The following is a 14,543-nucleotide window of genomic DNA, read 5'->3' as shown; positions in this document are numbered from 1 at the left end:
TGCCAGTGCAGCCCGCCGTCGTCCGGGTCGACAGTGCCGACGCGGTCCGGGGTGACCAGATAGGGCCCACAGCGCTCCCCACTTCGGCCGTCGGCGGTGGCGAGCGCGTCGGCCCTGCAGGCGTCCAGGACCCGTACTGCCCCGGACACCGTGCGCGTCCACTGTTGCCGACCCGACCAGGCGTCCCAGGCGGTCAGGCGGCAGGACCCGGGACGGCAGACCGCTGTCAGTACTCGCTCGAACGTGTTCTCGGCCAGGAAGGCCTGGCTGCCCGGCGGCAAGGCGTGTCGCCAGGTCAGGCGTCCCCGCTCCGGGTCGAGTCCGGCGATCGCACTCGGTCCCCGGTGGCCGTCCCGACCGCCGACCAGCACCACCCGGTAATGACGGACGAGCGCGGAGTGCGCCGCGCCGGGCTGGTGCGAGGTCAGTGCGAACTCGGCCGGCAGCGCCAGCCGCCAGCCCCCTTTCTCCGGGCCGTCCCGGCGGACCAGCGTGCGGCCCTGGCCGAGCAGCCCCGCCTCGGGGACGTTCAGCGCCCAGGTGCCATCGGGGCCCGGCCGCACCGGCAGCGGAACACGCGAGGCCTCCTCGGGCACCGCCTCACCATCGCCGAACATCGGCGGCTGCGGGGCGAAACAGCCCGCCACCAGCAACCCCACCACCGCGGTCAGTAGCCCCCGCCACCACCGATGCTTCATCGCGCCCCCGGATCCGCCCTCACGGTAGAACACCCGCAAACCTACCCACCACTCTCCTGCCTCCTTCGTGATGACCCCGCAGTCACAGGGGACGCCCTGTTCTTGGGCAGGGGACATCGGCACCCGCACCTCCGGCGGCGCCGTCAGCGGCGGGCCCTGGCAGTACTTCGACCTCGGCCACGGCTGATGCACCCACACGTTTTTCGAGCAGTGCCAACACCTCATGGCCTGCGCACGCTGCGATTTCTACACGCGCGAAGGCCTCCAGCAAAGGGAAGTTGCTGGAGGCGAAGGACAACCTTCAGAAGATGCCGGCGAGCATCCCGCTCACCGACGACGAACGCGCCGCCGTCGATGACGGTCAAGGCGCCTTCGACCAGCTCCTGGAACGGCTCACCGACGTCCGCCAAGGGCCGTCCGAGTCAGAGAGGAGCCACTGGTTACTGCCCACCCCGCTCCCGTGGGAGTGTTCGCCCGGCCCAGGGCGCCCAAGAGCAGGAGGGAGCCGAGGCACGACGGTTTGACCGAGCCGGTGTTCTTACGCAGGGAGGGCGGGGAGTACCTACCGTCCGCCGCGGTGGATCCAGTGCGCCCGGCGCTGGTACCGGGCGACCGGTGGGGCGGACGGGGCGCTCTCTTCGAAGGGAGGACCGACGGCCGAGGGGGACTACGCGGGGGAGGGTGGGGGCGGGTTGTCCCGGGGTGGGTGGAGGCCCTCCGTCGAGTACCGGGTGGTGGCGATGCTGTCCACGATCTGCTGCTCGGTGAAGTTCTCCGAACCGGGCACATGAGGGACGAAACCGATGAGCACACCGTCGCTGACGATCTCCGCGTCCAGCCCCGATGCGCCATCGAGGTCCCAGAGCGCCTCGATGCCCTCGTCCAGGACGACCCTGATCCCGAACTCGTAGACCCCCGTCTCCACGAGATGGGCCATCACCTCCCGGGCCCGCAGGGCCGCCACTACACGCTTGGCGCGATCCGCATCCATGACAGCTGTCATTCCTCCGAGTTCAGGAACTCTCGCGGGTTCAAGCCTTTTCGGGCCCGGCCGGTACCTGTTTTCTCGGACTCGGCCGGAACCTGCTTTCCGGTGGTGGGTGGAGGCGTCGAGTGCTGGAGCGAGTCGAGGATGGCCAGACCCTGCCCCACCACTCCGGCCGCCACCTGGTTGATGCCGTCGGTGCCGTTCAGGACGGTGAGACGGGCTCCGGACATGCCACGGGCCGCCGCCTCGGCGAGGGCGGGCAGATTCTCCACGATCCGGTTGGCCGCGATGAGTTCCTGGTTGCCATCACGGAGCGAGGCGGCACGAGCCGTGTTGGCGTCGGCCTGAGCCTGGGCGACGGTCCGCTCGGCGTAGGCGGTTCCGTCGGCCTCGAACTTGGCCCGGTCGCGGCCCGCCTCGGCCAGGGCCCGCTGCCGGTAGGCCTCCGCGTCCGCCGGGCGCCGTACCTCCGCCTCCAGCCGCTGGGCCGCCAGACCGGCCTGGCGCTGGGCCAGAGCGGTCTGTTCCTCGATGACCTCCTGGGAAGCCTTGGCCTGGGCGAGGGGGCCCGCCTGTGCGGCGTGGGCGTTGTACTGCTCGGTCTCAGCGGTGAAGCCCGCCCGCTTGATCGCGGTGTCCCGTTCGTACTCGGCCTTGAGCGCGGCGGCCTGCTGCTCCCGCTCCGTTGCTTCCTGATCGGCCTTGGCCTGCGCTATCCGGGCCTGGCTCGCCACCGCGGCGGCATGCGGTGCCGCCAGGTTGTCGATGTATCCGGTGGCGTCCTCGATCTCCTGGATCTGGAGTGCGTCCACGACGATGCCGAGTTTCTCCATCTCGCCATGGCTGCCCGCCACCACTTCCTGGGCGACCCGGCTGCGCTCGCGGATGATCTGCTCCACCGTGAGTCCGCCGACGATGGAACGCAGATGTCCCGCGAAGATCCGGCCGACCAGCTCCTCCATCCGATGCTGTTCCGACAGGAACCGGCGGGCGGCATTGGCGATCGACACCGCGTCGTCACCCACCTTGAACACGCATACGGCCCGCACCGCGAGCCGAATTCCCTGCTGGGTCACACAGTCCTCCGCGATCTCCGCTTCCCGCAGGGCCAGCGACAGCATCCGGGCCTTCTGCTTGATGGGCAGCACAAAACTGCCATGACCGGTGACGATACGAAACTGGGTTTCCGTAGCATGCCGTTTGGAGCCGGAAATGAGCATGGCCTCATTCGGTGCGGGAACCTGCCAGAAAAGCATGAGGGACCACCTCGCGTCCTGCGGGACCAAGAAGACACTTCACGACGGCAGCGGCTCAACGATCACCGAGCGTGCCGAGACGGAGTCGGTCACGATCACGCGGACGTCCTTGGCGACCGGTGCCGCGGACCACGCCGCATAGGCTTCCGAGCCGCCCCGGACGGCCACGAGAACTTCCCCGGGACCGTCCTGTGGGATCGCCACCGTCACTTTCCCGAGTGCCCCCACGGGACTCTGCGAAGAGTCGTCGGCTACGCGCATACACCCTCTTGACGCACGGATACGGAAGGTCACCTGAAGGGGCTCTGAGTGGTCGACAGGCCACGATCACTCGCTGTCCGCTCCCCTCCGGGCACATCAAGCCTCTGGACACACCTGCGAATAGCCCCAGGCGCCGAGACCCCGGTCGCCTTCGCACTCTTCCACGCTACTCCGCCTCGCTTCCCCTGGCGCATCACGCCTGACCGCGACACGGCGTGGCCGGTGATGTCGGGGGCATGCGGAGGGCCCATGTCGATGAGTGCGGCGGCAGAATTCTGTTCATCGCGATGAGTCCGGCGAATTCTGGCAAATTCTTGAATGATCCGGTGGATTTCCGGGGGGCTTGCAGTGGGGAATCCGTGATCGCGTTCGGCATCGCGTTCGGCTGAAAGTACCTTTTTGAATCCAGGGCAACCCTGATCCTGTTGCGTCTCATCGATGAAATCCCGAGCCGATTGAGCCCGGATCCACCCTGGCCATGGCCTCACCTGTCGGTGATCTCGGAGAGCCAGGCCGTGTCCTCCGGGCCCGGCGCTTCGGGGCCGGGCGCGGGCAGCCGGCGGACCTCGCCCGTGCGCAGGGCGACCGTGGCCCGGGGCCGCATCGGCCCGTCGCCCCTGCGGGAGAGCAGGACGAGTTCCCAGACCGTCGCCGTCATGGCGTCGAGCCGGGTGGCGCAGTCGGCGGTGACTCGCCGCGGATCCCGGGTCCGGCCCAGGGACAGATGCGGGGTGAAGTCCTTGGCGGGCCCACCGCAGCGCGGGAACCGCTGCCGCAGTGCGCGGTGCAGGTCCGCCCACGGCGCCTTGCCGGCCGCCGCCGGGTCGAGCCACACGGTGAAGTACGCCCTGTGCCGGAAGGTGCGCACCCCGTCCAGCCGGGCGGTGACGACCGGCGTCTCGGCCGCCGCCGCGGCAAGCAGCGGGGCGGCCCGCTCGAAGTCGGACTCCGGCACGAAGCCGAAGAGCACATTGACGTGCGGCGGCCACCGGTGGATCTGCGGATCGTAATCCCGGCGGATGTCCTGGATCGGCGGCCACAGCTCCGCGGGCGGGATCCAGGCCACCGCCGTGCGGGCCGTCGGGGACACGTCGAGGACGCCAGAGGGCCCGCCCTCGCCGGAGTTCGTGGCGCGGCTCGGGTCCGCTCGCGGGTCCCGCACCCGGCCGGCGCCCGACGCGTCGATGCGGTCCATACCGGTGGCCCGGTCCCAGACCACCTCGCCGTCCGCCTCGATGAACACCACCCGGTGCCACGGGATGTCGCCCCCGGGCACGAAGGAAGTCAGCGGGACGCGTTCGACGCCGTCCCCGCGCCGGCGGATCCCCAGCACGAACCGGGCCGGGTCGAACCGCGGGTCCCAGCGGACCCGGTGATAGATCTCGTCGCTGGTTCGCACCACGCCTCCTCTCCCGCCTTCACCCCCGCTCTTCCTCCAGGGTGCCGCCCGGGCACACCACCGAGCGGGTCGAACACGTCACACCGATGCCGTCCGCACCGTGCCGCGACGGCACCGCGACCCGGTCAAGCAGCGCCACGCCCGTCCCTGCCGGCCGAAGGGGCCGGGCCGGTGTCCCGGTCCTCCGGCTCCACCGGTGCCCTGGCGCAGAGGTACGGGCGTGCGAGCAGCAGGCCGGTGCCGGTCAGGGCGATGCCGAAGTAGACCGGCGCGAGGTGGATGAAGTCCGTGTAGTGGATCGCGCCGTGCACCACGACAGCCGGCAGGAAGCCGGTGGCCGCCGCCGCGGTCAGGGTCCAGAACACCCAGGCCTCACCCCGCCGCCAGCCCCACGCGCTGAGCAGGACGATCGCCACCGCCGCGGCCATCAGGGCGCCGCCGAACCCCGCGCGGTCGTGCGCGACGAACGGCACGAGCCGGGGATTCGCGGCTTCCAGTGCCTGTGCGCCGGTGCCCAGGAAGGCCAGGTCGGCCGGCACGAAGACACCGGTCAGACCGACCACCGAGATCACCGTTCCGCCGACGAACAGCCCCGCTCCCGTGACGATCAGCAGCAGCTGGCCGACCAGCGCCCGTCGGCGCTCCGGCTCCGGCCCCTCGGGCACCGGGCGCCACCGAGGCGCGTGCGGGGTCCGGCGGACCGCGGCCACGAACATCGGGAAGAGCACGAGGGCGGTGGCCGTGTGCAGGGGTTCCACGAAGCCGGTGCCCAGGAAGTAGAACAAGGTGGGGAAGCCGATCGCCCCCGAGAGCAGGTACGCCTCGCGGGCCCAGGGCCGGCCGCGTCTGATCCCGCCCACGGCGAGACCGGTGTAGAGGGCGCCGATCGCCACCATCGTGCCGGCCATGGTGATCCGGTCGTGCTGGAGGAAGTGCACGAGGTGGTGGTTGACGGCGTGCAGTTCGTGCAGCGTCATGCCGAGGTAGTCGCGGTCGTACCAGAGCAGCACCGGACCGAGCGTGATCGCTGCGGCGCCCAGTCCGGCGCCCGTCATACCTAGTCCGACGAGCAGCCCCCACCACCAGGCGGGCCAGCGGCGGGGATCGCGGCCGACGTCCCGCAGCCCCGGAGCGGGCGCTGTGGGCGTGGCCGCCTCGGTGACCCGTGCGAACCAGCCGGGTCCGGCCTCGACGAGCACCCCGGGCCGGGCGAGCACGACGGCGCCCGGCTCCTCGAGCGCGGCGGCCGCGGCGGTGACCGACGGGTCGGACACACGGACCACGTGCGGGTCGTCGCCGCTCGTGAACCCGTCGACGTGGGACTCGAGGGCGGCCTCGGCCTCCGGGTCGCGGGCGCGGACGACCAGCGGGATCGAGCGGCCGGCAGCGGCCTCGCGTACGGTCTCCGCGTCGGCCGCCGAGACGGGCGCCACCTCGACGACACCGGCCCCGAGCGGTGGCATGGCGCGTACCGCTTCGCGGGCGAGCGAGGGCGGGACGGACAGGCCGAGGCGGACGGCCACGGGCACACCGGCGATCTCGCCGGCGAGCCGCTTCGGCGGATGGCGGTGGCCGAACCCCCGGGCGATCAGCCGCGCGCCGGCGGGACGGGAGCCGATCGAGGCCAGCAGCCGCAGTGCGGTCCGCTGCGAACGGCGGCGGCCGAGGACGGCGGCGGCCAGGCCGCGCAGCGGGTGGTACGTCCAGTCCGGCATCAGTGGCTCCCGCTCTCCGTCGCGCCCGCCCGGTCACCGGGCGCGGTCCAGCCGAGCACCGGCGTCATGGAACGCAGCGTCACCCGCGTCGGCGTCAGCCGGGCGGCCGCGTCACGCAGCAGCACCGCGGGCGGCCACGACAGCTGGCCGACCGCGCCGAGCCGGGCGGAGCGGCGTGTGACGGCCTGGGTCCGCGGGCGGCGCAGCACGTCGTACGAGCGGAGCGCGGCGGCCACGTCCGGGGTGACGTCGAGACAGTGGGCGAGGGTGACCGCGTCCTCCAGGGCCTGGCACGCGCCCTGGCCCAGGTTGGGGGTCATGGCATGGGCCGCGTCGCCCAGCAGCGCGACCCGGCCGCGGACGAAGGAGGGCAGCGGCGGCAGGTCGTACAGGTCGTGCCGGAGCACCGCGTCCGCGGGGACGGCGGCCAGCAGGGCGGGGACGGGGTCCGGCCAGGACCCGAACCGGCGCAGCAGTTCGGCGTACTCGGACGAACCGGAGACCGTTCCCTCCGGCAGCGACGCGGTCGCGAAGCAGTACATCCGCCCGCCCGGCAGCGCCGTGTAGCCGAACCTCGCCCCGCGGCCCCAGGTCGCCGCGCCCTCGGAGGGCGGCTCGGCGAAGGGCCCGGTGACCATGCGCCAGGCGGTGTAACCGGCGTACCGGGGGCCGGCCGCGTCGGGCCACAGGGCACGGCGGACCGCACTGCGCAGCCCGTCGGCGCCGACCACGAGGTCGGACCGGGACTCGCCCCTTCGGTGACCGACGACCACGCGGTGGCCGTCGTCGCGCACCGCGGACACCTCGCTGCCCGGCCGCAGACCACCGGCGGGCAGCGCCTCGGTGAGCACCCGCAACAGGTCCGCGCGGTGCAGGACCACCAGGGGATGACCGAAGCGGCGGGCCAGCTCCGCGTTGTCCGTACGGGACAGCCAGCGGCCCCGGCGGTCGCGTACGCCGCCCGTGGTCTCGACGGCGCCGAGTGCCCGGACGGCGCCGGCCAGGCCGAGCACCTCGAGCGCGCGCAGCGCGTTCGGCCACAGGGAGATGCCGGCGCCGATCTCGGTGAACTCCGGGGCCCGTTCCAGCACCTCGACGTGCCAGCCCCTGCGGTGCAGGGCGATGGCCGCCGCAAGGCCGCCGATCCCACCGCCGACGATGGTCGCGGCGCGCTGGGGCATGGGTCCTCGCTCCGGGTTCGGGGGCACCGCCCCCGGTCAAGCGGCCGTCGGTCCGGTGCCCGAGCGGCATGCGACAAGGCGCAGGTCCGGCTGAGCAGCGCCTCATGGCAACATGCCGGCAGACGCCTGTCAACGTGACGGGGGACGAACCGGCCGGTCCGGGCGGCGGGAGCGCGATCGCTTCTTCGCGTGGCACACGGTCGGCCTATAGTCGGCCCCATGAGCCGTTGGAAGGAATTGACCGGGGAGACGTCCGGGGAGGACTACGCCGCACGGTTCGCGGCCCTGGCCCGCAGCGGGAAGGACGTGCACGGTGAGGCGCGGTTCTGCGCGGCTCTCGTGCCTGCCGGGGCGCGCGTGCTGGACGCCGGGTGCGGTACCGGGCGGGTCATGATCCGGCTTGCGGAGCTCGGGTACGACTGCGTCGGGGTGGACCTCGATGCGTCGATGCTGGCGGTGGCGCGGGAGCAGGCACCGGAACTGCCCTGGTTCCAGGTCGATCTGGCCGGGTTCGAGCCGGACCTGCTCGGCATCGCGGCGGACTTCGACCTCGTGGTCGCCGCGGGCAACGTCTTCCCGTTGCTCGCCGCCGGCACCGAGAGCGCGGTGGTCGAGCGCCTGGCCGCGGCCCTGCGCCCGGGCGGTCTGATGGTCGCCGGCTTCGGTCTGGACGAAGCCCACCTGCCCGTGCCGCCCGGCATCACGCTGCCGGAGTACGACGACTGCTGCGCCGCGGCCGGCCTCACCCTCGTCGACCGCTTCGCCACCTGGGACGCCGACCCCTACGACGGCGGCGGCTACGCCGTCAGCGTCCACCGCCGGTGAGGACGCGCGGGGCACCTCGATCACCCGCGCCCGCCGGGCGGCCGGCAGCCTCTCCGGTCAGTCCGCGAGCAGTTCCCTCCAGGTGACCGGTTCCCACGAGGAGATGCCGGGAGCCACCCCGCGGATCCCGCACCCCGAGGTGTCCTTGAGGGCTGCCCGCCCGACCGGCTCAAGCACGTGACCGCGTACGTCCCGGGCCGGCCGTCACCGACGCGTCGCACGGGGACGCCACGCGGCCCGGGGAGGGCGGCGACGACCGCGCACGAAGCCCTGGGCGCACTCCCGTGCGTGGTGGGGCGTCGGACGAGCCGCACCCCCGGCGCCCCCGCCCGGGCCGCGCCGCCCCGCACCGCGCCCTCGACCGGCTCGGCTCCGTCGGGGAGGGCAGCAGCGGTGCTGATCCGTCTCTCCCGCCCCCGGGCAGGAGGGGGCGTCAAGGCTTGCGGGCCACGCCGCCGAAGTCGTCGACCTCGGCGGGCGCTTGCGCGCCGGACAGGCCGGGCCGCCAGCGGGACACGGAGACCAGGCCGGGCTCCAGCAGGTCCAGGCCCTCGAAGAACCGGGCGAGTTCTTCCGGGCTGCGGTTGACGCGGGGGTTGTCGCTCGCCTCGTTCCACTGCTCGATCATCTCGCGCATCCGCTGCGGGTCGACCACCTCGGTGTCGTCGCAGAGTACGAGGTAGCTGCCGGAGGGCAGGGCGTCCACCAGGTGGCCGACCAGCCCGTAGACGGTGTCGTCGGTGACGTGGGCGGTGATCCCCAGCAATATCAACGCCACCGGCTGGGTGAAATCCAGGGTCTTGGCGGCCTGGTCCAGGATGGCCTGGGGAGCGCGCAGGTCGGCGTCGATGTAGTCCGTCGCCCCCTCGGGCGTGCTGGTGAGCAGCGCCGAGGCGTGGGCCAGGACGATCGGGTCGTGGTCGACGTAGACGATCCGGCTCTCGGGGGCGAGCCCCTGGGCGACCTCGTGGGTGTTGTTCGCGGTGGGCAGGCCGGTTCCCACGTCCAGGAACTGGCGGATACCGGCCTCGCCGACGAGGTGCTCGACGGCCCGGACGAGAAATGCCCGCTGCGCCCGGGCGATGTCGACGATCATGGGGTTGGCGCCGACGATCTGGTCGCCCACCTGCCGGTCGATCTCGTAGCAGTCCTTCCCGCCGAGCCAGTAGTTCCAGATACGGGCGGAATGGGGCACGCTGCTGTTGATGACGAGACGCTCAACTGCCATGGTATCTCCCAGAGTTGGTATGACGTCCCACACAACTTAGCCCCCTCGGGCATCGAACGCGGGAAGGCCGGGGGGAGTCGCCCGGCCTTCCCGCTCCTCATGCCGCGTACGGAGAACTCGTGGTCGGCCCGTGCCGGCGCCCGGAACCGTTCACTCCGTCGCCGCGTGTCGATGAACCGGGCCGTTCACCGCGAAGGCGGAAGCGGTGCTCCCGGGTCAGCGCAGGGCGCAGGAGTTCACCACGTCCCCCGTGGCGGGCTTGGACACAGTGCCGCTCGGGGGCGGTGCCGCGCCGCGCTCCACCCAGGCGGTCAGCGCGTCGAAGGCGGTGCGGTAACAGGGCAGGATCGGGCGGAGCCGGTCCGGGTGGGCGTCGTAGAGGCTGTCGACGTGGGTGCCCGCCTCGATGGTGTAGTAGCGGTGCATACCGCCGCGTCCCCGGGCCCTGACCATCCCGGCGTAGACGTCGGAGTCGACGGAGATCGGCAGCAGGGTGTCGAGCGTGCCGTGCAGGGTGAGCATCGGCTTGCCGATCCGGCCGGTCAGCGCGACCCGGTCGAGCGCCCGGTGCACCGACTTCGGCCGCTGGGCATAGTCGTACGAGGCGTCCGAGGCGCAGGGGGCGACGATCTCCTCGAGCGTGGAGCCGGCCGACGCCCCCGGGCAGTCCAGGTCGTAGGACGGGTCGAACTCGGCGCGGTAGGTCTTCTGCGTCAGGCCCCAGTAGACCGACTGGTGGTACGGCCAGAGGAACTCGGAACCGGGGGCGAAGCCCGCGTCCAGCATGTCCTGGTGGGTGGCCCGGCCGGCCTGGTAGGCCACCGCGGTGGGCAGGAAGGTGAAGGGGTTGGGGCCTTCGGCCGTCATCAGCGTGCCTTCCCAGTCCACCCCGCCGTCGTACAGCTCGGGGTGGTTCTCCAACTGCCAGCGGGTCAGGTATCCGCCGTTGGAGATACCGGTCATGTAGGTGCGGCGCGGTGCCTGCCCGTAGACACGCCGGGCGACCTGCTGGGCGGTGCGGGTGAGCCTGGTGGTCAGCTCGTGCCACTCGGCGACGGCGTCGCCGGGGCGTTTGCCGTCGGTGTAGAAGTCGACGCCGTTGTTGCCCTTGTCGTGGGAGGCGAACGCGTAGCCCTGGGCGAGAACGTGGTCGGAGATGAGATGGTCCAGGGCGTACTGCTTGCGGGTGCCGGGCGCCCCGGTCACCACGAGCTTGCCGTTCCACCGGTCCGGCAGGCGGATGACGAACTGCGAGTCGTGGTTCCAGCCGTGCGTGGTGTTCAGCTCGGAGTCGTCCGGGAAGTAGCCGTCGATCTGGATACCGGGCACGTCCGAGGGGTTCTTGGTCCCCTTCGCCGACAGGGAGGCCCAGTCGGCCTGGTCGGTGTACCGCGTGCCGACGAGCGCGGCCGTGGTCAGGTCCGGCAGACAGGCCGTGGTCTGGAGTGCGGCGCCGGGCACGGCGGCGCGGGCCTGGCCGGCGCAGTGGCGGGCCTCGCCCGGCGCCGTGTCGGCGGCGGTCGCCACGCCGCCGGTGGTGACCGCCAGAGCGGCGGCCAGCACGATGGCGGCTGTTCTGAAACGCGTCATTCGGGTACCTCCGGGTCGGTCGGACCGTGGAACGGGGTGGGGACGGACTCAGGCGCCGAACCGGGCGCGCAGGGCCTTCTTGTCGAACTTGCCGGTGCCGGTGCCGGTGCGGGGCGGCGAATCGATTACTTCCACCCGGTCGGGGAACTGCCGGCGGGCGGAGCCGGCCTCCTCCGGATGGCCGCGCACCTCCACCGGATTGACCTGCGCCCCCGGGCGCAGGACCCTGCGCCCCAGCGGCCGTTCGTGCCACTTCTCGTCCGGTACGGCCTCCACCGTGCGGGAGGGGGGAGTGGGCGGTGACTCGTCGGCGAGGAGGACGGCATGGGCCACCCCGGCGAGGGCGCCGAGCGCGTGCACCGGCCGCCGGGCCCGCCGGCCGGAGTCGGCGCAGGCGCGGCGGTGCGGACCGCCGCCGGGCGGACGGCTGACGATCTCCGTGTCGTGGAAGCAGCGGGGGCACGGCCGAACAGCAGCCAGGTGTGGAGCGGTGTGTCCATCATCGCCATGGCGGACATCGTCATCGAGGGCGGCAGGACGGGACCATGGAGAAAACCCACGGTCCGCACGGCCCCACTATGGAGTGAACCACTACCACCACGCGGTGCGGTCCGGGCCGGCAGCGTGGACATCCCACACTTCCACAGCGCGGTTTATGGTGTTCCCCTCCGTAGCCCGCACGCGGGGCCGAGGGCGCGGGACCTCCCGGAGAGCTCCTCCAGGAGGCGGCCTGAGTCAGGAACCCCTCCTCCCTCAGAGAGGGGAGCGGTCACACCACGCCGCTCTCCCACCACCACGAGCCGGAGCCGTACGAGGGGTACTGGACGCGGCTGTCGACGTGCTGCCACGAGTGCGTGTACGCCTCGAGGCCGGAGAAGCCGCAGGTCTCGGCGATCCTGTAGGTCTGCAGGGTGCTGTGGCCGGAGACCACGATGTCCGCGGCCACGCCGTAGACGTGCATGCTGTTGGACGCGCCGCCCACCGAGGCGTTGTGCGCGGTGCTGCGGAAGCCGGAGTTGACGGTGATCGGGCTGTTGCCGGCTTTCCGGCGCACCGCCTCCAGTTTGTACATCAGCCGGCGCACGTTCTCCTTGACCTGCGCGGAGCCGACCTTGCCGCCGTTGAAGCCGGAGCCGTCCTTGGAGTGGAACTCGCTCCAGTCGAAGTGGGCGGTCGAACCGTCGCCGCTCTCCAGGCTGTTGAGCACGCTCTGGGTCTGCGGGCCGACGACGCCGTCCGCGGTCAGGCCGTAGGCGGACTGGAAGCGTTGGACGGCGGCGACCGTGGCCGGGCCGAAGGCGCCGTCCCAGGCGACGTACGTCTGCTGGGCACCGGAGGCGGCCCAGCCGCCGACGCGGATCTGCAGCTCCACCACGTCCGAGCCGGAAGCGCCCTGCTGGAGGGTGCGGGACCAGCCGTAGGCCGAGGCGGTGCCCGCCGAGGCGACGCCGGCGGCCGCCGCCATGCCGAGGGCGGCCGTCATGCCCGCCGCGCCCCGGAACAGGGTGCGGCGGTCGATGCTCCGGCGGGGGTGTCGAGACGGGTCCACGGAAGTCTCCTGTTTCTGTCGGGCGGACGACATCGCGAACCAACTCTCCGCTGCGCTGGGTGAGTTGACGCGCGTAAAACCGTAAGGGGCGAGTTGTCATGTCCGCAATGACTTGACGGGTGGGGGTGGTGGGAGTGCTCTTGCGGCCGCTCGCAACCAATTCCCCGGCATCTCTGACGCCCCTGTGCGTGCTTCGCTAGGCTTCCCGTCATACCTGCAGATCAGGGGTAACGGAGTGGCGGAACCGCAGCACACCGGGAGGACCACCGTCGTGGACGGACGCGATCGGCTGGGAAAGCTCCTGTACGAGCGTGAGAACGAGGTGTCCGCCGCCCGGGACGCGGTGGAGGCGATCCGCGCGGGCGGAGGGGGCGGCGAAGGCGGGCGGGGCGGGCTGCTGTTCTTCAGCGCGGCCGCCGGACTGGGCAAGACGACCGTGCTGGCCGAGGTCCGGCGCATGGCCGCCGCCCGCGGCTGCACCGTGCTGTCCGCCCGGGGCAGCGAGCAGGAGCACACCGTCCCCTTCCACGTCGTACGCCAGCTGCTGCAGCCCCTCCTCGCGTCCTGCACCGAGGACGAGCGCCGCGAGATCTTCGGCGGGTGGTACGAGATCGCCGGCCCGGCCGTCGGCCTGTTCGCCCAGCAGACCGGCACCGCCGTCCCCGATCCCCAGGGCGTCCGGGACGGTCTGGACTGGGTCGTCACCCAGGTGGCCGTGCGCCGGGCACCGGTCGTGATCGTCCTCGACGACGCCCACTGGGGTGACCTGGAGTCGCTCGCCTGGCTCGCCGCCTTCGCGGTGCGAGCGCGGGAACTCCCCGTGCTGGTGGTCATCGGCTACCGCCCGGACGAAGTGCCCGCCGAGGCCCAGACGTTCCGCGAACTGATCGACGGCCGCGGCGCACGCCCGATCCCGCTGCACGCCCTCAGCCCGGAGGCGGTGGCCGAACTGGTGCGAGGTGCGCTCGGAGCGGCGGCCGACGACGTCTTCTGCCGCGAGTGCTGGGTGGTCACCGGCGGCAACCCCTACGAGGCCGTCGAGCTCATGGCCAGGGTCCAGGACCGGGGCCTCGCCCCGGACGCGGAGTCGGCCTCCCTGCTGCGCGAACTCGGTGCGAGCGCGCGGGGTACCGGACTGGTCAAACGTCTGGAGCGGCTCGGCCACGCCGCCGTCCGGCTCGCCTGGGCCGCCGCGGTGCTCGGCACCGAGATCTCCGCGGAGCTGGCCGCGACGGTGGCCGGACTGCCACCGGCCGAGGCCCAGAGCGCCGTGGACCGGCTGCGGCTCGCCCGTATCCTCACCGGCACCCGGACCCTGGAGTTCATCCACCCGCTCATCGCCACCGCCGTGTACCAGGCCATCCCGCCGGCCACCCGCACCGCGCTGCACGGTCAGGCCGCCTGGGCGGTGGCCGACGCCGGCCTGGGCATCACCGCCGCCGCCCGGCATCTGCTCGAGACCCATCCCGAGGGCGACCCGCACACCGTCCGGCAACTGCGCGCCGCCGCTGGTGAGAACCTCCGCCAGGGCGCACCCGACGCGGCCCGGCGCTGTCTGGAGCGCGCGCTGCGCGAACCGCCGGCGCCCGAGGACCGCGCGGGCGTGCTCTACGAACTCGGCTGCTCCGCCCTGCTCACCGCCCCCGCCACCACGGTCAACCACCTCACCGCGGCCCTGGAGCAGCCCTTCCTGGACGCCGGGCTCAGGGAGAACGCCACCTTCCGGCTGGCCCAGGCGTTCGCCCACAACGACGAGCCCGCCAAGGCGGCCGCCGTCGTGGGCGCCGAGGTCGCCCGGTCGGAATCCTCCCGGGCACGCCTGCGGGTGGCGCACTACCTGTGGCTGGTCTTCG

The 14,543-nt window shown here is 72.4% G+C and carries 13 protein-coding genes; 2 read left to right on the top strand and 11 right to left on the bottom strand.

Annotated features, from left to right (window positions below; all coding sequences use genetic code 11):
- From RH94_RS39460 to RH94_RS07370, 7 genes are all read right to left on the bottom strand, one after another.
- Positions 1–698 (bottom strand): PQQ-binding-like beta-propeller repeat protein (locus tag RH94_RS39460; protein WP_234425598.1); only part of this gene is annotated, 698 nt, incomplete at its 3' end.
- 667 nt (positions 699–1,365) lie between these two features.
- Positions 1,366–1,689 carry a hypothetical protein gene (locus RH94_RS07395; protein ID WP_107428650.1) on the bottom strand — a complete coding sequence of 108 codons (324 nt, stop codon included), beginning with the start codon at positions 1,687–1,689 and terminating at the stop codon, positions 1,366–1,368.
- Between the two features lie 8 nt (positions 1,690–1,697).
- Positions 1,698–2,906 (bottom strand): SPFH domain-containing protein, encoded by a 1,209-nt coding sequence (locus RH94_RS07390; protein ID WP_234425597.1) that lies wholly within the window; start codon positions 2,904–2,906, stop codon positions 1,698–1,700.
- A 75-nt stretch (positions 2,907–2,981) separates the two neighbouring features.
- A complete protein-coding gene (locus RH94_RS40670; protein ID WP_158073036.1) occupies positions 2,982–3,152 on the bottom strand; it encodes a hypothetical protein in 171 nt (56 codons plus the stop codon).
- Positions 3,153–3,687: 535 nt separating this feature from the next.
- Positions 3,688–4,605 carry an RNA repair domain-containing protein gene (locus tag RH94_RS07380; protein ID WP_234425596.1) on the bottom strand — a complete coding sequence of 306 codons (918 nt, stop codon included), beginning with the start codon at positions 4,603–4,605 and terminating at the stop codon, positions 3,688–3,690.
- 122 nt (positions 4,606–4,727) lie between these two features.
- Positions 4,728–6,317: a hypothetical protein gene (locus RH94_RS07375; RefSeq protein ID WP_073946828.1), complete on the bottom strand. Its 1,590-nt coding sequence runs from the start codon at positions 6,315–6,317 to the stop codon at positions 4,728–4,730.
- Entirely contained in the window at positions 6,317–7,498 is a 1,182-nt protein-coding gene (locus tag RH94_RS07370) for an FAD-dependent monooxygenase (RefSeq protein ID WP_073946827.1), read from the bottom strand. The genes RH94_RS07375 and RH94_RS07370 overlap by 1 nt, the downstream gene beginning before the upstream one ends.
- 219 nt (positions 7,499–7,717) lie before the next feature.
- Between RH94_RS07370 and RH94_RS07365 the strand changes: the two genes are divergently transcribed.
- The gene (locus RH94_RS07365) at positions 7,718–8,323 is read left to right on the top strand and encodes a class I SAM-dependent methyltransferase (RefSeq protein WP_073946826.1); all 606 of its coding nucleotides are present in this window, start codon (positions 7,718–7,720) and stop codon (positions 8,321–8,323) included.
- A 433-nt stretch (positions 8,324–8,756) separates the two neighbouring features.
- Here RH94_RS07365 and RH94_RS07360 read toward each other — a convergent pair whose 3' ends face one another.
- The 4 genes from RH94_RS07360 to RH94_RS07345 form a co-directional block, all read right to left on the bottom strand.
- Complete coding sequence (locus RH94_RS07360; RefSeq protein ID WP_073946825.1) at positions 8,757–9,551, bottom strand: SAM-dependent methyltransferase; 795 nt, start codon at positions 9,549–9,551, stop codon at positions 8,757–8,759.
- A gap of 216 nt (positions 9,552–9,767) precedes the next feature.
- Positions 9,768–11,141 (bottom strand): tannase/feruloyl esterase family alpha/beta hydrolase, encoded by a 1,374-nt coding sequence (locus tag RH94_RS07355; RefSeq protein ID WP_073946824.1) that lies wholly within the window; start codon positions 11,139–11,141, stop codon positions 9,768–9,770.
- A gap of 48 nt (positions 11,142–11,189) precedes the next feature.
- Positions 11,190–11,474, bottom strand: coding sequence for a hypothetical protein (locus RH94_RS07350; RefSeq protein WP_158073035.1), 285 nt, complete (start codon positions 11,472–11,474; stop codon positions 11,190–11,192).
- Positions 11,475–11,910: 436 nt separating this feature from the next.
- Positions 11,911–12,690 (bottom strand): D-Ala-D-Ala carboxypeptidase family metallohydrolase, encoded by a 780-nt coding sequence (locus RH94_RS07345; RefSeq protein ID WP_234425595.1) that lies wholly within the window; start codon positions 12,688–12,690, stop codon positions 11,911–11,913.
- A gap of 271 nt (positions 12,691–12,961) precedes the next feature.
- Between RH94_RS07345 and RH94_RS42660 the strand changes: the two genes are divergently transcribed.
- Positions 12,962–14,543 (top strand): ATP-binding protein (locus RH94_RS42660; RefSeq protein WP_234425594.1); only part of this gene is annotated, 1,582 nt, incomplete at its 3' end.

Source organism: Streptomyces kebangsaanensis (assembly GCF_001906585.1).
Lineage (GTDB): Bacteria > Actinomycetota > Actinomycetes > Streptomycetales > Streptomycetaceae > Streptomyces > Streptomyces kebangsaanensis.
Note: the sequence above shows the minus strand (reverse complement) of the source record. Positions and strands in the feature narration are given on the sequence as shown.